At 63.0% G+C, this 23,327-nt stretch carries 18 protein-coding genes and 1 tRNA gene; 17 read left to right on the top strand and 2 right to left on the bottom strand.

Annotated features, from left to right (window positions below):
• The first annotated feature begins 171 nt into the window (after positions 1-171).
• From M2333_RS13730 to M2333_RS13660, 15 genes are all read left to right on the top strand, one after another.
• Positions 172-792, top strand: coding sequence for a cell wall hydrolase (locus tag M2333_RS13730; protein ID WP_181561065.1), 621 nt, complete (start codon positions 172-174; stop codon positions 790-792).
• Between the two features lie 106 nt (positions 793-898).
• A complete protein-coding gene (locus M2333_RS13725; protein WP_264612151.1) occupies positions 899-1,420 on the top strand; it encodes an MmcB family DNA repair protein in 522 nt (173 codons plus the stop codon).
• 106 nt (positions 1,421-1,526) lie between these two features.
• Positions 1,527-3,470 carry an acetate--CoA ligase gene (acs, locus tag M2333_RS13720; RefSeq protein WP_264612150.1) on the top strand — a complete coding sequence of 648 codons (1,944 nt, stop codon included), beginning with the start codon at positions 1,527-1,529 and terminating at the stop codon, positions 3,468-3,470.
• An 87-nt stretch (positions 3,471-3,557) separates the two neighbouring features.
• Positions 3,558-5,090 carry an NAD(P)/FAD-dependent oxidoreductase gene (locus M2333_RS13715; RefSeq protein WP_264612149.1) on the top strand — a complete coding sequence of 511 codons (1,533 nt, stop codon included), beginning with the start codon at positions 3,558-3,560 and terminating at the stop codon, positions 5,088-5,090.
• 7 nt (positions 5,091-5,097) lie between these two features.
• The gene (locus tag M2333_RS13710; protein WP_264612148.1) at positions 5,098-5,499 is read left to right on the top strand and encodes a GtrA family protein; all 402 of its coding nucleotides are present in this window, start codon (positions 5,098-5,100) and stop codon (positions 5,497-5,499) included.
• Positions 5,496-7,271: a hypothetical protein gene (locus M2333_RS13705; protein WP_264612147.1), complete on the top strand. Its 1,776-nt coding sequence runs from the start codon at positions 5,496-5,498 to the stop codon at positions 7,269-7,271. The genes M2333_RS13710 and M2333_RS13705 overlap by 4 nt, the downstream gene beginning before the upstream one ends.
• Before the next feature lie 152 nt (positions 7,272-7,423).
• The gene (locus M2333_RS13700; protein ID WP_264577021.1) at positions 7,424-7,978 is read left to right on the top strand and encodes a F0F1 ATP synthase subunit delta; all 555 of its coding nucleotides are present in this window, start codon (positions 7,424-7,426) and stop codon (positions 7,976-7,978) included.
• A 30-nt stretch (positions 7,979-8,008) separates the two neighbouring features.
• On the top strand, positions 8,009-9,538 hold the full coding sequence (atpA, locus tag M2333_RS13695; protein ID WP_181561058.1) for a F0F1 ATP synthase subunit alpha: 1,530 nt from the start codon (positions 8,009-8,011) through the stop codon (positions 9,536-9,538).
• A gap of 85 nt (positions 9,539-9,623) precedes the next feature.
• Complete coding sequence (locus M2333_RS13690; protein WP_181561057.1) at positions 9,624-10,496, top strand: F0F1 ATP synthase subunit gamma; 873 nt, start codon at positions 9,624-9,626, stop codon at positions 10,494-10,496.
• A 27-nt stretch (positions 10,497-10,523) separates the two neighbouring features.
• A complete protein-coding gene (atpD, locus tag M2333_RS13685) occupies positions 10,524-11,969 on the top strand; it encodes a F0F1 ATP synthase subunit beta (RefSeq protein ID WP_181561056.1) in 1,446 nt (481 codons plus the stop codon).
• A gap of 149 nt (positions 11,970-12,118) precedes the next feature.
• The gene (locus M2333_RS13680) at positions 12,119-12,373 is read left to right on the top strand and encodes an ATP synthase F1 subunit epsilon (protein ID WP_181561055.1); all 255 of its coding nucleotides are present in this window, start codon (positions 12,119-12,121) and stop codon (positions 12,371-12,373) included.
• 85 nt (positions 12,374-12,458) lie between these two features.
• Positions 12,459-13,484 carry a glycosyltransferase gene (locus M2333_RS13675; RefSeq protein WP_264612146.1) on the top strand — a complete coding sequence of 342 codons (1,026 nt, stop codon included), beginning with the start codon at positions 12,459-12,461 and terminating at the stop codon, positions 13,482-13,484.
• A complete protein-coding gene (locus M2333_RS13670; RefSeq protein WP_264612145.1) occupies positions 13,481-15,418 on the top strand; it encodes a GtrA family protein in 1,938 nt (645 codons plus the stop codon). The genes M2333_RS13675 and M2333_RS13670 overlap by 4 nt, the downstream gene beginning before the upstream one ends.
• A 25-nt stretch (positions 15,419-15,443) precedes the next feature.
• The gene (locus tag M2333_RS13665) at positions 15,444-16,931 is read left to right on the top strand and encodes a CpaF family protein (protein WP_181561570.1); all 1,488 of its coding nucleotides are present in this window, start codon (positions 15,444-15,446) and stop codon (positions 16,929-16,931) included.
• Between the two features lie 88 nt (positions 16,932-17,019).
• Positions 17,020-17,826, top strand: coding sequence for a class I SAM-dependent methyltransferase (locus M2333_RS13660; protein ID WP_264612144.1), 807 nt, complete (start codon positions 17,020-17,022; stop codon positions 17,824-17,826).
• A gap of 19 nt (positions 17,827-17,845) precedes the next feature.
• Here M2333_RS13660 and M2333_RS13655 read toward each other — a convergent pair whose 3' ends face one another.
• Entirely contained in the window at positions 17,846-18,523 is a 678-nt protein-coding gene (locus M2333_RS13655) for a DsbA family oxidoreductase (protein WP_264612143.1), read from the bottom strand.
• Between the two features lie 165 nt (positions 18,524-18,688).
• A complete protein-coding gene (acnA, locus tag M2333_RS13650) occupies positions 18,689-21,364 on the bottom strand; it encodes an aconitate hydratase AcnA (RefSeq protein WP_264612142.1) in 2,676 nt (891 codons plus the stop codon).
• A 296-nt stretch (positions 21,365-21,660) separates the two neighbouring features.
• Here acnA and M2333_RS13645 point away from each other — a divergent pair, with 296 nt between their 5' ends.
• Together M2333_RS13645 and M2333_RS13640 are read left to right on the top strand one after the other, a co-directional pair.
• Entirely contained in the window at positions 21,661-22,710 is a 1,050-nt protein-coding gene (locus M2333_RS13645) for a MarR family transcriptional regulator (protein ID WP_264612141.1), read from the top strand.
• A gap of 79 nt (positions 22,711-22,789) precedes the next feature.
• Positions 22,790-22,865, top strand: a tRNA-Val gene (locus tag M2333_RS13640).
• Positions 22,866-23,327 lie beyond the last annotated feature (462 nt).

Below are 23,327 nucleotides of genomic sequence, written 5' to 3'. Positions count from 1 at the left end.
TTCCCGGCTGAGCGGCCAAAGGCCCCACCAACTCGCGCAGGTTGTGTGTGGCCGTCATGGGGACAGGTCATCGCAAACACGCAGACGGGGGGCGGACCGGAGCGCTGAGCGTCGCACGATAGATGCGACCTGCATTCCGATCTCCGACCCACCGCACAGTACTGAGAATGAATGCCCAATCGTGTCGTGGTCGCCATCGTGGCGACCGTTGGACTTCTCTCGTCCACAATCGCTCTGGCTGCTGCTCCTGAGGGAACAGCCCGCCAAGGTTTCTCGACCATGCTCGAGGTTCCCGCCGTCGTCGCTGCAAGCCTGACGACCCCCGCAACGGTTGAACCCGATGCCGAGACGGCTCCGAACGAAGCCGCTTCTGCCGACTCTGTCGATTCGCTGGCCGAATTGGTCCAGCAGGCCAATGTCGAAGAGATTTCCGACGCTGATGCGAAATGTCTCGCCACCACCATTTATTATGAAGCGCGCAGCGAGAGCCTGACCGGCCAGCTCGCCGTTGCCAATGTCGTGCTCGAGCGGGCGCGGTCCGGGCGTTTCCCCACCAGCCTGTGCGGCGTCGTCACGCAGCCGGGTCAGTTCAGTTTCGTCCGTCAGGGCCAGCTGCCCACGCCGACCCATGCCGGTCAGTGGCGCACCGCGCGCGCCATCGCCCAGATCGCGCTGGACGGAAGCTGGGACAATCCGGTGGAAGGCGCCCTGTTCTTCCATTCCGCGCGCGTGTCGCCGAACTGGAAGCATGATCGCCTCACGCGCATTGGCGGTCATATCTTCTACCGCTGAGCCAACCAATCAATCACAAGCCGGGCCGGGTCAGCAGAGCGCTGGGCCGGCCCGTCTCGTTTGAGCTTGGCTTGCAGTTGTTCCCATTGTGTTCTAATCCCGCCACATGGCCTCACATCCTGAACCTGCGCCTGAACCTGTGATCGCCTGCGATCCTGCATTGACCGATGGAACGGCGCTGGCCGTCACGCGCGGAGTGCTGCGTCTCTTTGCGCGCCACGATATTTTCGGCATTTCCGAAGTGCCGCTCCCCAATGGTCGGCGGCTGGACATTATGGCCGTGGATGCCCGCGGCCAGATCATTGCCGTCGAAATCAAATGCAGCCGTGCCGACCTGCTCGGGGACGGCAAATGGCCGGACTATTTCGATTATTGCGATCGCTACTTCTGGGCCGTGCCTGCCGGCTTTGATCTGACCCTGTTCGAGTCCGAGGCGCTGTGGCCAGGGCGCACGGGACTCATCGTGGCCGACCAATATGATGCCGAAATCCTCCGCCCCGCACCCAGCGAGCCTCTGGCGCCCGCGCGGCGCAAAGTCGAAGTGCAGCGGTTTGCGCGGCGGGCAGCGCGCCGGCTGACCCAGATCACCGATCCGGACGGCCAGTTGCTGTGGAGCAATGACGCCTGAGACTGGGCGCCTGCTTCTTGGATCGGCGTTCCGTGCCATCCGCGATGGACTTGGCATGGCCGGCAAAACGGCTAAGGTTGGCGCATAACAGTCTTTGGAGAAGTGCGTGAGCCAGCCCCTCTACCCTGTGCCTGCGAATTGGCGCGAGCGCGCCTATGTGACCGGTGACGATTATTCACGCCTGTATGCGCAATCGATTGCAGAACCGGAGAGCTTCTGGCGCAAGGAGGCGGCGCGGCTCGACTGGATCAAGGACTTCACCCAGGTCAAGGACGCCAGCTTCCATGAAGCCGATTTTGGCATCAAATGGTTTGCGGACGGCACGCTCAACATCGCGGCCAATTGCCTCGACCGGCATCTGGCGGAGCGTGGCGATGTCCCGGCGATCCTCTGGGCTGGTGACAATCCCGATGAGAGCCGCACGATCACCTATCGCGAATTGCACGGGGAAGTTTGCCGCTTTGCAAATGTGCTGAAGGCGCAGGGCGTCCGCAAGGGCGACCGGGTCACCATCTACATGCCGATGATCCCGGAAGCGGCGATGGCGATGCTCGCCTGTGCCCGCATCGGCGCCATCCACTCGGTGGTGTTCGGTGGCTTCTCGCCCGACAGTCTCGCGGGGCGCATCACCGATTGCGATTCCTCGGTGGTGATCACGGCCGACGAGGGCGTGCGCGGGGGCAAGACCATCCCGCTCAAGGCCAATGTGGATGAAGCGCTGGACGACTGCACCTGCGTGGAATCCGTGATTGTGGTGCGCCGGACCGGCAATGCCGTTACGATGACAGACGGCCGCGATCATTGGTATGACGTGCTGCGCGACAGCGTCTCGGACGATTGCCCGGCCGAGGAAATCGGCGCCGAGGATCCGCTGTTCATCCTCTACACCTCCGGCTCCACCGGCAAGCCCAAGGGCGTGCTGCACACCAGCGCAGGCTATCTGCTCTGGGCGGCGATGACGCATCATTATGTGTTCGATTACCGCCCCGGCGATATCTATTGGTGCGCCGCCGATATCGGCTGGGTCACCGGCCACAGCTATATCGTCTACGGCCCGCTCGCCAACGGCGCGACGACGGTGATGTTCGAGGGCGTGCCGCATTATCCCGATTTCAGCCGGTTCTGGCAGGTGGTCGATCAGTTCAACGTGAGCACCTTCTATGCCGCGCCGACCGCGATCCGCGCCTTGATGCGCGAGGGCGATGCCTGGGTGGAAAAGACCAGCCGCAAGAGCCTGCGCATCCTCGGTTCAGTCGGGGAGCCGATCAACCCCGAGGCGTGGGACTGGTATCACCGCGTCGTCGGCGACGGGCGCTGCCCGATCATGGACACCTGGTGGCAGACCGAAACCGGCGGCCACATGATCACGCCCCTTCCCGGCGCGATCGACCTCAAGCCCGGCAGTGCCACCAAGCCGTTCTTCGGCGTGGTGCCGCAGATCGTCGATACCGAAGGCAAGATCCTCGAAGGCCCGTGCGAGGGCAATCTGGTGATCGCCGAGAGTTGGCCGGGCCAGATGCGCACCGTCTGGGGCGATCATGAGCGCTTCTTCCAGACCTATTTCAGCACCTATCCCGGTAAATATTTCACCGGCGATGGCTGCCGGCGCGATGAGGATGGCTATTACTGGATCACCGGCCGGGTCGATGACGTCATCAACGTCTCGGGCCATCGCATGGGCACGGCCGAGATCGAATCGGCGCTCGTAGCGCACGCCAAGGTGGCCGAAGCGGCCGTGGTAGGCATGCCGCACGACATCAAGGGACAGGGCATCTACGCCTATGTCACGCTGAACGCCGGCATCGAGGGCGATGATGACCTGCGCAAGGCGCTGGTCCAGTGGGTGCGCCATGAGATCGGCCCGATCGCCACGCCCGATGCGATCCAGTTCGCCCCTGCCCTGCCTAAGACCCGCTCGGGCAAGATCATGCGCCGGATTCTTCGCAAGATTGCCGAGGACGCGGTGGATCAGCTTGGCGACACCTCCACGCTGGCAGACCCGGCCGTGGTGGATCATCTCGTCGCCAACCGGCAGCGCCCGGCGCGCTGAGGTACCGAGCGGCGTGGATTAATGGAATATTAGGCAAGATCCTTCACTCCCGGAGTCGACCTGTTCGGTTCCGGGGGACCTGCCTGAATGTCGAATTCCGCCCATTCCGTTGATGTGGCCATCATTGGTGCTGGCCCAGCCGGGCTGACCGCCGCCTATCTGCTGACCAAGGCGGGGCTGCGCGTGACGGTGATCGAGAAGGATTCCGCGCAGGTCGGGGGCATCAGCCGCACCGTCGAGCATGAGGGGTTCCGCTTCGATATCGGCGGGCACCGCTTCTTCTCGAAGTCGCAGGAGGTGGTCGATCTGTGGAACGAGATCCTGCCCCATGATTTCATCGAGCGGCCACGAATGAGCCGCATCTATTATCAAGGCCGCTTCTACAGCTATCCGCTGCGCGCCTTCGAGGCGCTGCGCAATCTCGGCATCATCCGCTCGACCCTTTGCATGCTGAGCTATGCCAAGGCCAAGATCGCGCCGATCAAGCCGGTGCGCAGCTTCGAGGATTGGGTGGTCAACCAGTTCGGTCGCAAGCTCTATTCCATCTTCTTCAAGACCTACACCGAGAAGGTGTGGGGCATGCCGTGCGATACCATGTCCGCCGACTGGGCGGCGCAGCGCATCAAGGGCCTGAGCCTAGGCAAGGCGGTGCTGGATGGCCTCAAGCGCAGCCTTGGCCTTAACAAAAAGCCAAATAACGGTATGGGCGCCAAGACTCTGCTCGAGAACTTCCGCTACCCGCGCCTCGGGCCGGGGATGATGTGGGATGCCGCGCGCGACCGCGTGGTCGAAGGCGGCAATCATGTGCTGATGGGCCACGCCCTCAAGCAGATTCACCGCGATCAGGTGACAGGCCGGTGGCGCGTTACGGCCTCAAAAGCTGACGGCGAGACGGTGACGATCAATGCCGCCCATGTGATCAGCTCCGCGCCGATGCGGGAGCTAGCCGGGCGTATCCATCCCGTCCCGGCCACGCTCGGCAATGCGCTGGCGCTCAACTATCGCGATTTTCTGACGGTCGCGCTGATGATCCGCTCCGAAGACCTGTTTCCAGACAATTGGATCTACATTCACGATCCGCGCGTGAAGGTGGGTCGGGTGCAAAATTTCCGCAGCTGGTCACCCGAAATGGTGCCCGATCCCGATATCGCCTGCGTGGGCCTCGAATATTTCTGCTTCGAGGGCGACGGGCTCTGGTCATCCAGCGATCACGAACTGATCGCGCTGGCGACCGACGAGATGGTGCTGATGGGCCTCATCCGCGCGGATCAGGTGGTCGGCGGCGCTGTGGTGCGTCAGGAGAAAGCCTATCCCGTCTATGACGAGGCTTATGCGGCGAATGTCGCGGCCATTCGCGCCGAGCTGGAAGACAAATATCCCACGCTTCACCTGATCGGGCGGAACGGGATGCATCGCTACAACAATCAGGATCACGCGATGATGACGGCCATGCTGACCGTGCGCAACATCATCGCCGGCAAGCGGGTGTTCGATATTTGGGGCGTCAACGAGGATGCCGAATATCATGAAGCGGGCCATGAGGGCGCCCTGAGCGCGGGAGAGCGTGCGGCGCTGGAGAGCGAGCGGGCCGTGCCGACCGGGCGCCGCATGGTGGCATGATCGGGTGATGGGCGCATTTCTGGCCAGGCTGCTCGGCCACACCTATCTGCGTTATGGTCTTGCCAGCCTCGTCGCGCTGGCTGGCGACGTGGGGCTGTTCATGGCTGGCCTGCACCTCGGCATGGCCCCTGCCGCTGCGGCGGCTTTTGGCTATGTGGCCGGCATCCTCATGCACTGGCTGATCTCCTCGCGCCTGGTCTTCGCGCAAGGCGTCGCTGCGACCGGCGCGGATCGCGTTCGTCAGAAGGCGCTGTTCGTGGGGTCTGCGCTGATCGGTCTGGCGCTGACGACCGGCATCGTCGCGCTTGGCGCGATGCTCGGGGTGATGCCCCTGCTCGCCAAAGCGCTGGCGGTCGCTGTCAGTTTCCAGGCGACCTATATGCTGCGCAAGGCGATCGTTTTCGCATGATCGCCGGGGGTGCTTCGGGCCAGCGCTTCGGGCACGCTGAGCCCTTTTACCGCTACGTGCCGCTCATCTGGCTCTTCGCCATGGCCCTTCTCGCCATACCCAATTGGACCGACACGAGGGCGGGTTCGCTCGGCGATCCGGACAATTACATGCGCATGGTCCAGGTGCGCGACTGGCTGAATGGCCAGGCGTGGAGTGACGTCACGCAATATCGCATGAACCTGCCGGCCGGTGGTGACCTGCACTGGTCCCGGCTGGTGGACCTGCCGATCGCTTTGGTGATCGTGCTGCTTCGGCCCCTTGTCGGCCAGCCCATGGCCGAAGTCGTCGCATTGGTGGCGGTGCCGGCCCTGCTCTGTCTCGCCCTGATGCTCGTCATGGGCCGGCTGCTCCGGGATATAGCCGGCCGGGAAGTCGCATTGCTGATGCTCGCCCTGCTGCCTGCGTGCCTCATGGTCGGGCTGCAGTTTGCGCCGATGCGGGTCGATCATCATGGCTGGCAGTTGCTGATGGCGGCCTGCGCCCTGCTGGCGTGGACCCGGCCCGGCCGCTGGCCTGCGGTCGGATGCGCGTTGGCTTGTGCGGTCTGGATGCATGTATCCATTGAGGGCCTGCCTTATGTGGCGCTGTTCGCCGGCCTCTATGCGCTGGCGTTTGTGCGCACCGGCGACCGGCGCATCCATCTGTTCATGGCGACGCTGATTGGCGCGAGCCTGTTGCTGATTCTCGGCACGCGCGGCGCTGGCCTGCTTGTGGAGAGCCATTGCGACGCGATCTCCGCGCCCTACATCGCCGCGCTGTTCATTGCGGGCGCAATGCTCTTCCTGATCGACAGCCTGCTTCGTCCCGCCAATCCAGCGTCGCGCCTCGTCCCGCTCATTGTCGCCGGAGCCAGCGCCGCCGCTGCGGTCGCGCTGATCGCGCCCGCTTGTCTGGCGGGGCCATTTGCCGGGCTAGACCCTCTGGTGCGCGATTACTGGTATTATAGCGTCCGCGAGGGCCTGCCCTTCTGGCGACAGGGCGGCGCGTTCGCGACCTTGATGATTCTGGCCCCTCTCCCCGGCGTCATCGCCGCCATGTGGCGAGCCTGGGTTTGTCGCAGGTCGTCCGATGCGATGATGTGGCTGGGCTTGGCGTTGGCGGCCGCCTTTGCCTGGCTGCTCGGCATGACCGTGATGCGGGCGACAGCGGTGGCAGAGCTTTATGCCCTGCCCGGCATGGCCGCCGCCATTATGCTGCTCGCCGGCCAGCGCCATCGTTTTCGGCCGCGAATCGGCTGGAGCCTCACGATGGCGGGCACCCTCCTCCTCTCGACGGCACTCCCGGCCTATGGGCTCGGCCAGATGCTGTTCCCGCCGGATAAAGGCAGCACCGATGCGCGGACGGATGGCGACTGCCCGACCGCCATCGCCAGCCCCAAGTTCAAGTCTCTGGGATCCGGCCAGATCTTCGCGCCGATCGATATGGGGCCGTTGATTCTCTATCGCACCGATCTCTCGATCGTCGCAGCGGGCTATCATCGGAACAGTGCCGCGATGGCGACGGTCATTCGCGCCTTCACGGCCAAGCCGGACGAGGCGCGCGCGATCGTCCTGGCGACTCCCGCCCAATATCTGCTGCTCTGCCCGACCGCACCGGAAGCGCGCAATTATCTCAAGGCCGCGCCTCACGGCCTTGCTGCCAGTCTGACGGATGGACAGGTGCCGCCTTGGCTGGTCTCCGATGACCGCCTGCAGCAGCCGGGCGCGCGTTTGTACCGCATTTTGCACTGACGCCACGCCTTCCGGCGCATCCGTGCCCGGCCTGTCCCTCCCGACTTGCATCGCAGGGCGACCCCTGCTAACCGCCCCCCCGTGTCAAGGGGGGTGCAGCCGTACCTCCCCTTTTCTGGCGCGATTCAATTCGGACAAGAGGCAAGGCGCGCGTGGAGCATTCCAGCGGTATTCAGGCTAGCTTGGCGGGGCGTTATGCGCTCGCGCTTTTTGAGCTGGCGCGGGACAAGGGGGCGCTCGATTCGGTGGCCGCAAGCCTTGAGACTCTCAAGGCCGCGCTGGCCGAATCGAACGATCTCAAGGCGTTGACGCAGAGCCCGCTGGTCGGCCGCGACAATGCCGCCAAGGCGATCAAGGCCGTGGCGCAGAGCCTCGGGCTCGATTCGCTGACGGAGCGGACGCTGGGCGTGCTGGCGCAGAATCGCCGCCTCTCGCAGATTCCTGCCGTGATTCGGGCATTCTCCACGCTGCTCTCTGCCCATCGTGGCGAGACGCGTGCAGAAGTGACCTCCGCCTTCCCGCTGACCCAGGACCAGCAGAACGCGCTGGCCAGGCAGCTCAAGGCGCGCACGGGCCGCGACATGGCTCTTGATCTTACCGTCGATCCCGAAATCATGGGTGGCCTCGTCGTCAAGATGGGCAGCCAGATGATCGACAGCTCGCTCCGTACCCGACTGAACAAGCTCGCCCAGGCGATGCGCGGCTAACGCGCCAAAGAATCCGATGAAAGGCTGAACATGGATATCAACGCCGCAGAAATCTCCAAGGTCATCAAGGACCAGATCGCCAACTTCGGCGCCGAAGCGGAAGTCAGCGAAGTCGGCACCGTGCTCAGCGTCGGTGACGGCATCGCGCGCATCCACGGCCTCGACAAGGTTCAGGCCGGTGAGATGGTCGAGTTCTCCAACGGCGTGCAGGGCATGGCTCTCAACCTGGAAGCCGACAATGTCGGCGTCGTGATCTTCGGCTCGGACGCCGAGATCAAGGAAGGCGACGTCGTCAAGCGGACCGGCACCATCGTGGACGTTCCGGTCGGCAAGGGTCTGCTCGGCCGCGTGGTCGACGGCCTCGGCAACCCCATTGACGGCAAGGGCCCGATCCAGTCGGACCTGCGTTCGCGCGTCGAGGTGAAGGCGCCGGGCATCATTCCCCGCAAGTCGGTGCATGAGCCGGTGCAGACCGGCCTCAAGGCCATTGACGCGCTGGTGCCGATCGGCCGTGGTCAGCGCGAGCTGATCATTGGTGACCGTCAGACCGGCAAGACCGCTGTCGCGATCGATACCTTCATTAACCAGAAGGGCCCGAACGCCGGCACCGACGAGAGCAAGAAGCTCTACTGCATCTATGTCGCCGTCGGCCAGAAGCGCTCGACCGTTGCGCAGATCGTCCGTCAGCTCGAAGAGAATGGCGCAATGGAATATTCCATCGTCATTGCCGCGACTGCTTCCGAGCCGGCGCCGCTGCAGTTCCTCGCGCCCTATACCGGCGCCGCGATGGGCGAGTATTTCCGCGACAATGGCATGCACGCCGTGATCGTGTTCGACGACCTTTCCAAGCAGGCCGTCGCCTATCGCCAGATGTCGCTGCTGCTGCGTCGTCCTCCGGGCCGCGAAGCCTATCCGGGCGACGTCTTCTATCTGCACAGCCGTCTGCTCGAGCGTGCCGCCAAGATGAACGACGCCAATGGCGCCGGTTCGCTCACCGCGCTGCCGATCATCGAGACGCAGGCCGGCGACGTGTCCGCCTACATTCCGACCAACGTGATTTCGATCACCGACGGTCAGATCTTCCTCGAAACGAACCTGTTCTATCAGGGCATCCGTCCTGCCATTAACGTGGGTCTCTCGGTGTCTCGCGTGGGTTCGGCGGCGCAGACCAAGGCGATGAAGAAGGTGTCCGGCTCGATCAAGCTGGAGCTGGCCCAGTATCGCGAAATGGCAGCGTTCGCCCAGTTCGGCTCGGACCTCGACGCCTCGACGCAGAAGCTGCTGAACCGCGGTGCGCGCCTGACGGAGCTGCTCAAGCAGCCGCAGTTCTCGCCGCTGCCCTTCGAGGAGCAGACCGTGTCGATCTTCGCCGGCACCAATGGCTATCTCGATGGCATCGCGACCAGCGACGTCACCCGCTACGAGGCGGCGATGCTGGCCCATATGCGCGCCCACCATGCCGATATCCTGGCCGCGATTCGCGACAGCCGTGACCTCGGCGACGACGTGAAGGCCAAGGTCAAGGACGTGCTGGACGCGTTCGGCAAGACGTTCGCCTGAGATGGTTCGCATCCCCATCGGCCTAGCCGGTGGGGACCTGATGCCGGCATGACCGGCACGACGATGAAAAAGGTAGGTTGAGCCAGTGGCTTCGCTCAAGGAACTCAAGGGTCGGATCGCCTCGGTCAAGTCGACCCAGAAGATCACCAAGGCCAAGCAGATGGTCGCTGCGGCCAAGCTGCGCAAGGCGCAGGCGGCGGCCGAAGCCGGGCGCCCCTATGCCCAGCGGCTCGAGAAGGTCGTTGCCAGTCTTGCTGGCAAGGTGACCGGCGACAGCGCACCGCGCCTGCTTGCTGGCACGGGTAAGGACGACGTGCATCTGCTCGTTGTGGCCAATGGCGACAAGGGTCTGGCGGGTGCTTTCAACGCCAACATCGTCAAGGCGGCGGTCGCCAAGGCGCGCGTGCTGATCGCGCAGGGCAAGACGGTGAAGTTCTACCTCATCGGCCGCAAAGGTCGCGCGGTGATCGCGCGTACCTTCCCCGGTCTCATCGCCGGTCAGTTCGATACGACGGACGTGCGCACGCCCGGTTTCGACGAGGCCCAGGCCGTGGCGCAGGACATCTCCGAGCGCTTCTTCGCCGGCGAGTTCGACGTGGCCCATCTCTTCTATGCCGCGTTCCGCTCGCCGCTGGTGCAGACGCCGACCGAGCAGCAGATCATTCCGGTCGCTGTGCCGGCGGACGCGCCTGCCTCTTCGGGCGCCGCAGTCGAATATGAGCCGGATGAGGAAGCGATTCTCGCGGATCTTCTGCCGCGCAACATCACCATCCAGATCTTCAAGGCGTTGCTGGAGAATATGGCCAGTGAGCAGGGCGCATCGATGACCGCAATGGACAATGCGACGCGCAACGCCGGCGATCTCATCAATCGTCTGACGATCGAGTATAACCGCAGCCGTCAGGCCGCGATCACCACCGAGCTGGTGGAAATCATTTCGGGCGCAGAAGCGCTTTAACGGACAAGCAGGCAAGGAAGCAGAGACATGGCAGCCACCAACAATGTCGGCAAGATCAGCCAGGTGATCGGCGCCGTCGTCGACGTGATCTTCGAGGATCGGCTCCCGGCGATTCTCTCGGCGCTCGAGACGGACAATAACGGCCAGCGGCTGGTGCTCGAAGTGGCGCAGCATCTGGGCGAGAACACCGTGCGCACGATTGCCATGGACGCCACCGACGGTCTGACCCGCGGTCAGGACGTGGTCGACACCGGCGCGCAGATCTCGGTGCCGGTCGGCCCGATGACGCTCGGCCGCATTCTCAACGTGATTGGCGAGCCGATCGACGAGCGTGGCCCGGTGAATGCCGCGACCACCGCGCCGATCCACGCCAAGGCTCCGGAGTTCGTCGACCAGTCGACCGAGACCAGCATTCTGGCGACGGGCATCAAGGTCATCGATCTGCTCGCGCCTTATGCCAAGGGCGGCAAGATCGGCTTGTTCGGCGGTGCCGGCGTGGGCAAGACCGTGCTCATTCAGGAGCTGATCAACAACATCGCGAAGGGCCATGGCGGCACCTCGGTGTTCGCTGGCGTTGGCGAGCGGACTCGTGAGGGCAACGATCTCTATCACGAGTTCCTGGATGCCGGCGTTATCGCCAAGGATGCCGACGGCAACCCGACGCCGGAAGGCTCCAAGGTGGCGCTGGTGTTCGGCCAGATGAACGAGCCCCCGGGCGCCCGTGCGCGCGTCGCGCTCTCGGGCCTGACGATCGCCGAATATTTCCGCGACCAGGAAGGGCAGGACGTGCTCTTCTTCGTCGACAACATCTTCCGCTTCACGCAGGCCGGCTCGGAAGTGTCCGCTCTGCTCGGACGTATTCCTTCGGCCGTGGGCTATCAGCCGACGCTCGCGACCGACATGGGCGCGCTGCAGGAGCGCATCACCTCCACGAACAAGGGTTCGATCACCTCGGTGCAGGCCATTTACGTGCCGGCAGACGACTTGACCGACCCGGCGCCGGCCACCAGCTTCGCGCACCTTGACGCCACCACCGTGCTCAACCGCGCGATCTCGGAGCTGGGCATCTACCCGGCCGTCGACCCGCTCGACTCGACCAGCCGTGTGCTGACCGCCGCCGTCGTGGGCCAGGAGCATTATGACACGGCCCGCCGCGTTCAGGAGACGCTGCAGAAGTACAAGTCGCTGCAGGACATCATCGCGATTCTGGGCATGGACGAGCTGTCCGAAGAGGATAAGCTGACCGTCGCCCGTGCTCGCAAGATTCAGCGCTTCCTCTCGCAGCCCTTCCACGTCGCCGAGGTGTTCACCGGCATTCCGGGCAAGTTCGTCCAGATCGAAGACACGGTGAAGAGCTTCAAGGCCGTGGTCGATGGTGAATACGACCATCTGCCCGAGGCCGCCTTCTACATGGTTGGCGGCATCGACGAAGCCATCGAGAAGGGCAAGAAGCTGGCGGCCGAAGCAGCCTGATCTGACGGCTTGAAGCGCCTTTCGCTTATGGCGGGAGGCGTCGGCGCCCTTTCGCGGGGCGTAATCGAAACAGGGTCGGCGCCGGGCATGTTCCGCCGGCGCGACCATTCCACCCTTTACCCCTCCGACGTGAGGGGGGAGAGACGACCATGGCACTGCACTTCGAACTCGTGACCCCTGAGAAGCTTGTCCTCTCGCAGGACGTCCACATGGTCGTCGTGCCCGGCACCGAGGGCGAATTCGGCGTGCTGGAAGGCCACGCGCCCTTCATGTCCACCGTCAAGGACGGCGCCCTCAAGGTCTACGACCGCGACGGCGCTGAGCCACGCGTGATCATGGTCGAAGGGGGCTTTGCGGAAGTGAGCGAAGCTGGCCTGACGGTGCTTGCTGAGAAGGCTGGCTGAGGGCCGAGGAGCCTTCGGAAAATAGCCTTTATAGAATCTCAACGCCTGGCCTTTATGTGCGGCTCCAGATTGGAAGGGGCAGCAGATGGTTGGCGAACACGCGATCGAGATAGGGTCAGTCGCTCTATCGGTAGTCGTACCCTGCTACAATGAGGAAGGCGGAATAGAGGAGCTGGTCCGGCGGGTGGCGGTTGTCTGCGAGGCCGCGTTTGAGACTAGCTATGAGATCATCCTAGTTAACGACGGATCGACCGACGCCACGTGGTCACAAATCATGAAAGCGGTCAATGCGGGACGGGGTGTCACCGGTGTGAATTTGGCGCGAAACCACGGCCATCAACTTGCGCTAACAGCCGGGTTACACCAGAGTCGAGGTGAGTTGATCTTCATTCTGGACGCAGACCTACAGGATCCGCCTGAACTCCTCCCAGATATGCTCAAACGGATAAGGGATGGTTATGATGTCGTCTACGGCCAGCGGGTGGCGCGTCATGGTGAGGGCGTATTCAAAAGGGCAACGGCCAGCATTTTCTACCGTTTGATGGGTAAAATCGTTGAAGTTGACATCCCGGCCGACACTGGCGATTTCCGGTTGATGACACGGCGGGTACTTGCCCACCTCAATGCAATGCCAGAACGCTATAGGTTTGTTCGCGGAATGGTGAGCTGGCTTGGCTACAATCAATGTGCGCTCCCATATGAACGTGACCCGCGATTCGCTGGGTCTACCCACTACCCCCTGCGAAAGATGATTGCGTTTGCCCTTGACGCTGCGACGAGCTTCTCCGTGTTGCCCCTCCGTTTTGCTTCGTACTTGGGCCTGTTATTTGCTCTCGCCGGCGTGCTTGCGCTCGGCTGGGTGGGTTATGCTTATGTTGTGTCAGGAACGGTCGCGGGCTGGACAAGTCTCGCCGCTCTGATCCTCGTGCTCGGAAGCATTCAGCTCCTTATTTTAGGAGTGTTCGGAGAATATCTGGGCAGAATGTACATGGAAACCAAGCGCCGTCCCCTCTTTCTTATCAAAGAGATAGTCGCTTTGCCGGTGCAGTCGGCTAATCCGGTGCACAATCTTGACCAAGGTTTGCGGGCCCGCCTCTCGGACGTAGCATGAGTGAACTCCTTTCGTCCGCTGCTCGGTTTGGAACCGTGGGCGCCGTTAACACTGCGCTCAGTCTCCTGATTATCGCGGCTATGCTCGCGGCAGGTTATAGCGACCTGACAGCGAACGTCGTGGGTTATGCAGGCGGCCTTTCATTCTCGTTTTTTGCTAACCGTGTTTGGACGTTTCGTCGGACGGGGGAAGCTGCGCTGCAGGAGGGGCTTCGCTTCCTATTCGCGTTCGCAGTCGCATACAGCACGAACGTCTGCGTTCTACTATCCCTGCGCGCGGCTGGCCAGTATAATGGTATTATGCTGCAAATACCTGGCATGGTGTTATACACGACGGTATTTTTCATCATGTCACGCTTTTACGTATTCCGCGAAAAATTTGATTTCTCGGCAGTAAAATATACGATGCGCTCTTGGTGGCCGGAAATCACCATTTTCTTTGCAGGTGCCATAACTGCAATTGTCCTCACAACAATTCCCCTGACCCATGACGTTGTGTGGCAGATCTGGATCGCCCGGCGAATTATCCAAGGGGCGGTGCTTTACAAGGATATCTGGGAGCTAAATCCCCCGATTTGGTTCTGGTCTGCCATCCCCATCGTACAGTTCGCAGATATAATTGGCGTTGCCCCACGCTACCTGCTCGTGGCCACCGTTATTGCTATGGGAACGGCATCTGCGCTTGCGATCGGTGCTCTCGGCGACTTCGGAACCGCCGCGCGACGCTGTGCGGTAATGCTTTTTTGCTACTGGTTCATGGTCGCGTTGCCGCTGTTCGATTTCGGACAACGCGAGCAACTCGCTTTGATCTGCGCGCTGCCCTATGCTGCTCTGATATCTAGGCGACGGTCGGGGCACGAAGTTGTGCCATGTTTGGCGGTCGCTATTGGGTTGGCGGCCTCCTACGGCTTCGCGTTAAAGCACTATTTCCTGGCTATTCCAGTTCTTTTGGAGGCTTGGCTCTTCCTTTCATTGCGCCGCCGGTGGTCACCCGTGCGACCCGAAACGGCAGTGCTAGCGGTCATGGCAGGGCTCTACGCTGCGGCGGTCATAGTGCTGGCGCCTGACTTCCTGACGCGCATGGTGCCAATGGTACGGGCTGCCTATCACGGCTACGAAGTTCCATTCTTGCTAATGATAGATGAGCCTGCGCAAATCGTGTGGCTGATCGGTGGGCTGGCTTTCGTGATGAACAGAAGGCTTGTCGACCCCGATAAACCAATAGACACAGCATTTGCTCTCGTTGCCATAGGATTCGGTTTTGCCTATTTCGCACAACTCAAAGGATGGCAGTATCATGCTCTGCCGGTTACTGGCGCTTTGCTTGCTGCAGTAGCCGTTCGCATTACGTCTCAAGGCATTCGGGCAGTCCCTCGTTATCCACTCGGCGCGGCTGTTATCGGGTTTGCTGTCTATATCGGGATTGCGCAGGGGCCTTATCAAAACTGGTTGGAACGAGAGACGGGCGCGCTGCTTGGCAGTGTTCCAAAAGGACAACCAGTGGCGGTTTTGGCCGCCGACCCAATGTTCCAATGGCCTGCAATTGAGCGGCTAGGGTTGGAGTGGCCGCTTCACCTCTATTCTTATTGGATGCTCCCTGCGATCGGGAATGTCGCGGTACATCCGTCTGATCCTGGGCTGATCCGTTCTTTGGCCGCCACGATATTGCTTCAAACCGATCGCGATTTGCGCTGTCGTCCGCCAGCGTTAATCCTCGTCGAGCGAATGGAACACAGCTACGGGGTTCCCAGACGGTACTTCAACGTCCAGTCCTTCTTTGCATCTGACCAATCCATCGCCGCCTTTCTCAGGGCTCATTATCGAGAGGAGGCAGGCACCCGCCTGTTTGCTGCTTACCGTCGGATAGGCGAAGTGCCTCGGCGATGTTCCGACTTTAATCTTTCGCAACCTATGGCGGCTAAGTGGTTGCGGTGATTCTACGCAATTCTGTGGTTCGATGATGAACGCATTTGGACGAAAGAACGGTTTGGGCGGCAAGCCATCCTTCGGGGTGGCGCGGCCGATGCATGGACCGGGAGCAGCCCCGACAAGTCCATCTCCAGCAGCGGAGCCTATTGCCCCCGATCTTCCGGCCAACCCCACCCCCGATCGTCACGCCGATGCGCTCGGGCGCCTCAATGAGCGGATGAATTCCGAGCATGCGCAGACCGATCATTCGCAGGGGTTCGAGGCCAACGTCCATCGCATTAAGGAGCAGGTGCTGCCGCGCTTGCTGGAGCGGGTGGACCCGGAGGCGGCCGCGACGCTGACCAAGGATGAGCTGGCCGAGGAATTCCGGCCGATCATCATGGAGGTGCTGGCGCAGCTCAAGCTCACGCTCAACCGGCGCGAGCAGTTTGCACTGGAGAAGGTGCTGGTTGATGAGCTGCTCGGGTTCGGGCCGCTCGAGGAGTTGCTGGCCGACCCGGATATCAGCGACATCATGGTCAACGGCCCGGCCCAGACCTACATCGAGAAGAAGGGCAAGCTGCAGCTCGCGCAGATTCATTTCCGCGATGAGGAGCATCTGTTCCAGATCGCCCAGCGCATCGTGAATCAGGTCGGCCGCCGGGTCGATCAGACCACGCCGCTGGCGGACGCCCGCCTGCCGGACGGTAGCCGCGTCAACGTGATCGTACCGCCGCTCTCGTTGCGCGGCACGGCGATCTCGATTCGTAAGTTCGCCGCCAAGCCGATCACGCTGGACATCATGGCGCGGGGCGACTCGATGTCCGACAAGATGGCAACGGCGCTCAAGATCGCCGGGGCCTGCCGGTTCAACATCGTGATTTCGGGCGGCACCGGCTCGGGCAAGACGACGATGCTGAATGCCCTCTCCAAGATGATCGATCCGGGCGAGCGCGTGATCACCATCGAGGACGCGGCGGAACTGCGTCTTCAGCAGCCGCACTGGCTGCCGCTCGAAACCCGGCCGCCGAACCTGGAAGGGCAGGGGGCGATCACCATCGGCGATCTCGTCAAGAACGCCCTGCGTATGCGCCCGGACCGCATCATTCTGGGCGAAATTCGTGGCGCGGAGTGTTTCGATCTGCTCGCAGCCATGAACACCGGCCATGATGGCTCCATGTGTACGCTCCACTCCAACAGCCCGCGCGAGTGCCTCGGCCGTATGGAGAACATGATCCTGATGGGCGACATCAAGATCCCCAAGGAAGCCATTTCAAAGCAGATCGCCGATTCGGTGGACCTGATCGTGCAGGTGAAGCGCCTGCGCGATGGCTCACGGCGGGTGACCAACGTCACCGAGGTGATCGGCATGGAGGGCGACGTGATCGTCACCCAGGAGCTGTTCAAGTTCGAATATCTGGATGAAGATGCGGACGGGCGGATCATCGGCGAATATCGCTCGATGGGCCTGCGTCCCTATACGCTGGAGAAGGCGCGCGGCTTCGGCTTCGACCAGGCGTTGCTCGAAGCCTGCCTCTAAGGGCAGCGCGTTCGTCCGTCATTGGGTTGCGCTCCGTCCGGGCTTGCGACATCTTGCCGCATAACGCCCCCTCACGGAGAGACACGCCATGCCTTTCAGGACATCCCTCATGCTCGCCGGTGCGTTTCTGCTCGCTGGCGGTGCCGTCGCCACCGCTCCGGTACTGGCGGCTACCGAGGCAGCCGTCGCCATCAAGCCGGACATCGCCGCAGCCGTGGCTGCGCCGACCCGCACAGCCAGCAATGTTGCACGCGACACATATCGCCACCCGGCCGAAACGCTGAGCTTCTTCGGCGTGAGCGGCAATCAGACAGTCGTCGAATATTTCCCCTCCGGTGGCTGGTATCTCGAGATTCTCGCTCCTTTGGCGGCCAAGGGTGGCGGCACCTATTATGGCGTCCAGCCCGGCGGGCAGGGGCGCCAGTCCACAGAGAAGCTGATCGCATCCAATTCCGCGCTCTATGGCGGGGTGAAGCTGGTCGAGCTGACCGAGGTGCCAGATGGCGCGGCGGATACTGTGCTCACCTTCCGCAATGTCCACAATATGGTCATGCGCGGCAATGGTGGCGAGATTTTCGGCCAGTTCTTCCGGATGCTCAAGCCCGGTGGCGTGCTGGGCGTGGTCGATCATCGCCTGCCCGAAGACCGCGACACCGCGGCCGAGAAGACGAGCGGCTATCTGAAAGTCTCGACGGTCCGCAAGTTGGCTGAAGATGCCGGCTTCGTTCTGGAGGCAAGTTCCGACGTGAACGCCAATCCGCGCGACACGGCCGATTGGGCCACCGGCGTCTGGACGCTGCCGCCGACCCTGCGCAATGGCGCGGTCGATCGGGACAAATATCTGGCGGTGGGCGAAAGCGACCGCATGACGTTGCGGTTCCGCAAGCCCGGCTAAGCGGCACGGCCCCGCGCTTTTACGCGGGGGCGGGCGGGTTGCCGTCCGATTGCGGCTGTGCGGCGATCTGGCGTAACGCCTGCTCATAGGCCTCGGCGGGCTGCGCGCCGGAGATCAGGTAGCGACCGTCGATGATCGCTGCCGGCACGCCTGTCACGCCGCGGGTCTGCCAGAGATATTCGGCTTGGCGCACATCATTGGCATATTGGTCCGAGCCGAGAACCGCGCTTGCTGAATCCCGGTCCAGCCCGGCTGGCTCGGCGGCGTCGAGGAGCACGTCAGCGGTCGCGATATTCTCGTTGCGGCTGTGATAAGCCTCGAACAAGGCTCGCGCAAGGGCCGGCTGCCGGCCTTGCAGCCCTGCCCAATGCATCAGGCGATGGGCATTGAAGCTGTTGTAGACGCGCGTCTCCAGCGAGGTCTTCATGTCGAAGCCCAAAGCGGCGGCGCGATCGCTCACCACGGCGCGGCGCTGGAGGATCTCGTCGGGCGTTGATCCATAAGCCTGCGCAAGATGATCGACGACAGTGCGTCCCTCCGGTGCCATATCTGGGCTGAGCTCGAACGGTTGGAAATGCAGATCGACATCCACGTCACCCGCCAGGCGACCGATCGCCTCTTCAAGCCCGAGCAGGCCCAACACGCACCAGGGGCAGGCAATGTCGGATACGAAGTCTATTCTGAGGGTGGGGGTCATGGTCTCTCCTGATCGCGACGAGTGTAGCGGAGGGGAGGGGGAGCACAACCCCGGCGAGGGCGGTCTACCGCCGCCGCCCGGACATGATGAAGGGGCGACAGACTATCGTCCATCGCCCCTCCATATGGATTGTCGACCGGGTCAGCGTGCCCGGCGATCTGCGTCTCAGGCCGCCAGCTTGCGCAGCACGTAGGGCAGGATGCCGCCGTTGAGGAAGTAATCCAGCTCGTTCACCGTATCGATGCGGCACAGCGCCTCGAAGGTGAAGCTGGTGCCGTCCGCGCGACGCGCTTCCACCGTCACGGTCTGGCGCGGCTTAAGGCCGGCGACGTTGCGGATGGTGAAGCTCTCGTCGCCCGTGAGGCCCAGCGTCTCGCGGTTCGTGCCCTCGGGGAATTGCAGCGGCAGTACGCCCATGCCGACGAGGTTGGAGCGGTGGATACGCTCGAAGCTCTCGGCCACGACCGCACGCACGCCGAGCAGGCGCGTACCCTTGGCCGCCCAGTCGCGCGAGGAGCCGGTGCCATATTCCTTGCCGGCGATGACGACGAGCGGCGTGCCGTCGGCCTCATGCTTCATGGCTGCGTCATAGATCGGCATTACTTCGCCGGCATAGCTGGTCATGCCGCCTTCCACGCCGTCCAGCATCAGGTTCTTGATGCGGATGTTGGCGAAGGTGCCGCGCATCATCACTTCATGATGGCCGCGACGCGAGCCGTAGCTGTTGAAGTCGGCAGGGGCGACCTGCCGTTCCTGCAGCCACTGGCCGGCCGGGCTGGCCGCCTTGATCGAGCCGGCCGGAGAGATGTGGTCGGTGGTGATCGAATCGCCGAAGATGGCGAGCGGCTTGGCGTCGATGATGTCTGCGACCGGCGCGGGCGTCATCTCCATGCCCTCGAAATAGGGCGGGTTGGCGACATAGGTGCTGCCGGCGCGCCACGCATAGGTGTCCGAGCCGGTCACGTCGATCGCCTGCCAGCGCTCATCACCGGTGAAGACGGCGGCATAGCGGCTCTGGAACATGTCGCGGGTGAGCGCGCCTTCCATTACCGAGCGGACTTCCTCGTTCGAGGGCCAGATGTCCTTGAGATAGACATCCGTGCCATCGCTGCCCTGGCCGATCGGCGTCTCGACGAAATCGGTCGTGACCGTGCCCTTGAGCGCATAGGCAACCACGAGGGGCGGGGAGGCGAGGAAGTTGGCGCGCACATCCGGGCTCACGCGCCCTTCGAAGTTGCGGTTGCCCGAAAGGACCGAGGCGGCGACGATGTCGTTGCCGTTGATCGCCTTGCTGATCGGATCGGCGAGCGGGCCGCTGTTGCCGATGCAGGTCGTGCAGCCATAACCGACGAGATTGAAGCCGACGGCGTCCAGATAGGTCTGGAGGCCCGCCTTCTCGAGATAATCGGTGACCACCTGCGAGCCGGGGGCGAGGCTGGTCTTCACCCACGGCTTGGGCTTGAGGCCCTTTTCGGTGGCCTTCTTGGCGACCAGACCGGCGGCGACGAGGACGCTCGGGTTGGAGGTGTTGGTGCAGCTGGTGATCGCGGCGATCACAACGTCGCCGTCACCAATGTCATGCGCCGCGCCCTCGACGGGCACGCGCACGGCGGCATCCTTCTTGTAGACCTTGGCGAGGTCGGCGTTGAAGACCTCGTCCACCTGCGTAAGGATCACCTTGTCCTGCGGGCGCTTGGGGCCGGCGAGGCTGGGCACGACCGAGCCCATGTCCAGCTCCAGCGTGTCGGTGAAGATGGGGTCGGCAGCTTCGGGGTCGAGCCAGAAGCCCTGCACCTTGGCATAGGCCTCGACCAGCGCGATCTGGTCTTCGTCACGGCCGGTGAGGCGCATGTAATCGAGCGTCTTGCCGTCGATCGGGAAGAAGCCGCAGGTCGCGCCATATTCCGGCGCCATGTTGGCGATGGTCGCACGGTCGGCGAGGCTGAGCGCCGAAACGCCGGGGCCATAGAACTCCACGAAGCGGCCCACGACGCCCTTGGCGCGCAGCATCTGCGTAACCGTGAGCACGAGGTCGGTGGCGGTGATGCCCTCGGCCAACGTGCCGGTCAGCTTGAAGCCAACGACCTCAGGGATGAGCATGGAAACCGGCTGGCCGAGCATCGCCGCTTCGGCCTCGATGCCGCCGACGCCCCAGCCGAGCACGCCAAGGCCGTTGATCATCGTCGTGTGGCTGTCTGTGCCGACGCAGGTGTCCGGATAGGCGACTGTTTCGCCATTGGCGTCGACCGAGGTCCACACGGCCTGCGCGACATGCTCCAGATTGACTTGGTGGCAGATGCCGGTGCCGGGAGGAACGACCTTGAAGTTGTCGAGGCTCTTGGAGCCCCATTTCAGGAAGTCATAGCGCTCGGCATTGCGCTGATATTCCAGCGCGACATTGTCCTCGAACGCCTTGGGCGTGCCGAACTCGTCGACCATCACCGAGTGATCGATGACGAGGTGGACGGGCACCTGCGGGTTGATCTTGCTGGCGTCCGCGCCGAGCGCGTTCATCGCGTCGCGCATCGCGGCGAGGTCGACCACGCAGGGCACGCCGGTGAAATCCTGCATCAGCACGCGCGCGGGGCGATACTGGATCTCGTTGCTGGAGGCCGTGGGGTTCTTGAGCCAGTCGATGACCGCCTGCGCATCGTTGGTGGTGACGGTGACGCCATCCTCGAAGCGGAGCATGTTCTCCAGCAGCACCTTCATCGAGAAGGGGAGGCGCGAGCAATCGCCGAGCTTCGCGGCGGCCTTCGCCAGCGAGTAATAGCCATAGCGCTTGCCACCGACATCCAGCGTGTCGCGCGTGCCAAGCGTATCCTGTCCGATCGCGGTCATCAGCGGGTCTCCTCGAAAAATATCAGTGGCTGGCACTCCGCATGGTTCTAGCCGTTCAGTGCGGTCGCAGCGCAGGGTGTTTTGATCGGTTGGGCCATAACGGTTCAATGCGACCTGTCAACGGGAGCGCGAGTGCGGGCCGGGGCAATTAAGGCGCGGACATAGCACCCCGATTGGATGAGGATGGGACTGGATTGGTGGCGGGGAAGCCAATTCATCCAAAATGGAACAAAACTGGTTCAAAAGGTTAATCGAATGGCGCATATTGGTGCCAGATCAAGCAATTGAGGCTCCAAATGTTAACAGGCTTCGATGACAACCCGCGTTATGATGCAAGCTTTGCGCCCCGGCTCGACCAGATGCTGTGCGAAGCGTTGGAGCAGCCCACGGTCCTGGTGGGAGGGGATCGCCCGGCAGGTGACTTTTTGGCGCGGGCTGCAGAGCGCGCGGGACTGCAATGCATCGGGTCGACAAGCCTGACAGCCCTTCTTTGGTCGGCGGTCTCGACCGTGCCCGACCTGCTGCTGCTCGATCTAAGGGGTGAGGAGGCCCACGACTGGCTGGAGCATCCGTTGGTGCCACAAGTCATGCTGAAGGGGCGCCGGGTCTGTGTGCTCGTCGATCTGGCTTCCCTCGAGCGCGCTTTTGCGCTTCTCGAAGGCGTCGAGGCCGAGGTCTTGTGCGATCCCAGCCTTGCGGACATCGTCACGATGCTCGTCTCAGCCGGGCTGCGCCCAATGACGTCCGGACCTGCGACGATGCGCGATATCGCCGGGGATGGGGAGGGCGTTCGGCTGGAGAGACTGAGCGAGGAAGTCCGCCGGCTCGCCCAGACGCTCGAGCGACTGTCCGGCAGCGCCAAGCCTGCCTCGTCGCTAGCGGGTTCGACATCGCAAAGCGGACAGGCGCTTTCCCCGCCGCCCTCCACGCAAAAGCCTCAGGCCGCAGCGGTCCCAGCCCAGCCGGCCATGGCGGAGCGGTCGCCGATCGAAAGCCGCGCCAGTGCCGCGGAGATCCGCGCCCTCATCCGGGCACGGCGGCTCCGCGACGAGTTTCTGCCCGCGGACCTGTTCGCCGATCCCGCCTGGGACATGCTGTTGGACCTGCTGGCGGCCCGCCTTGCCGGCCAGCGCGTTTCGGTTTCGAGCCTCTGCATCGCCGCTGCCGTTCCGCCGACGACGGCGCTGCGCTGGATCACGCAGCTGACCGAGCGCAAAATCCTGGTCCGCCTTGCCGACCCCACCGACGGGCGGCGGGTATTCATCGACCTGACCGACGAGACGGCGGAGGCGGCCCTGCAATGGGTCGACAAGGTGCGCCGCAGGGGCGGGCTTCTGGCGCCGTAGCGTTGAAGCACAGCTTGACCCGCCCCCATAGCGACCGATAAGGGGCGCCTGTGACGGACGAACCGTCACGATGCTGCTGGGGCGATTAGCTCAGTTGGTAGAGCGTCTCGTTTACACCGAGAATGTCGGCGGTTCGAGCCCGTCATCGCCCACCAGCATCCTGTCCGGTTGTCGAGACCAGTTAAGGCTGCCTCAAAACGGGTCTAACGCTGCCTCACGTCGGCTGCTCGGACAATCTGGACTGTCCGCTTATGGCGCTGATCAGGCGAAAGCGGACGTTCGAGAGGCATCAAGAGCAATGACGGCCTTCGACCAAACCTGGTCGTTCAGATCCGGCGTAACGGACGTCTGCTCCAAGCAATAGCAGTCGTTCGGGCCTCTTCATTCCGACGGGCAGGACGCGCAAACATATCACGTCAATGAGGTGCCAGTTCCCCTGCCCAGCGCCTTATTACCATTGGCCGAGACACCGACACAGTGCTGACCGATGCTTCTGATGCACGCTCAACATGAGGGGTTGGCCGCCTTTGCGCTCTTTGGAGACAGTGAGATCTGACCTCTGGCGGAGATAGCGTAGGTGCAGGAAAGGTGCGAGCCCATTTTGGAGGATGAGCGCG

Source organism: Sphingobium sp. B11D3B, from assembly GCF_025961735.1.
Classification (GTDB): Bacteria; Pseudomonadota; Alphaproteobacteria; order Sphingomonadales; family Sphingomonadaceae; genus Sphingobium.
Note: the sequence above shows the minus strand (reverse complement) of the source record. Positions and strands in the feature narration are given on the sequence as shown.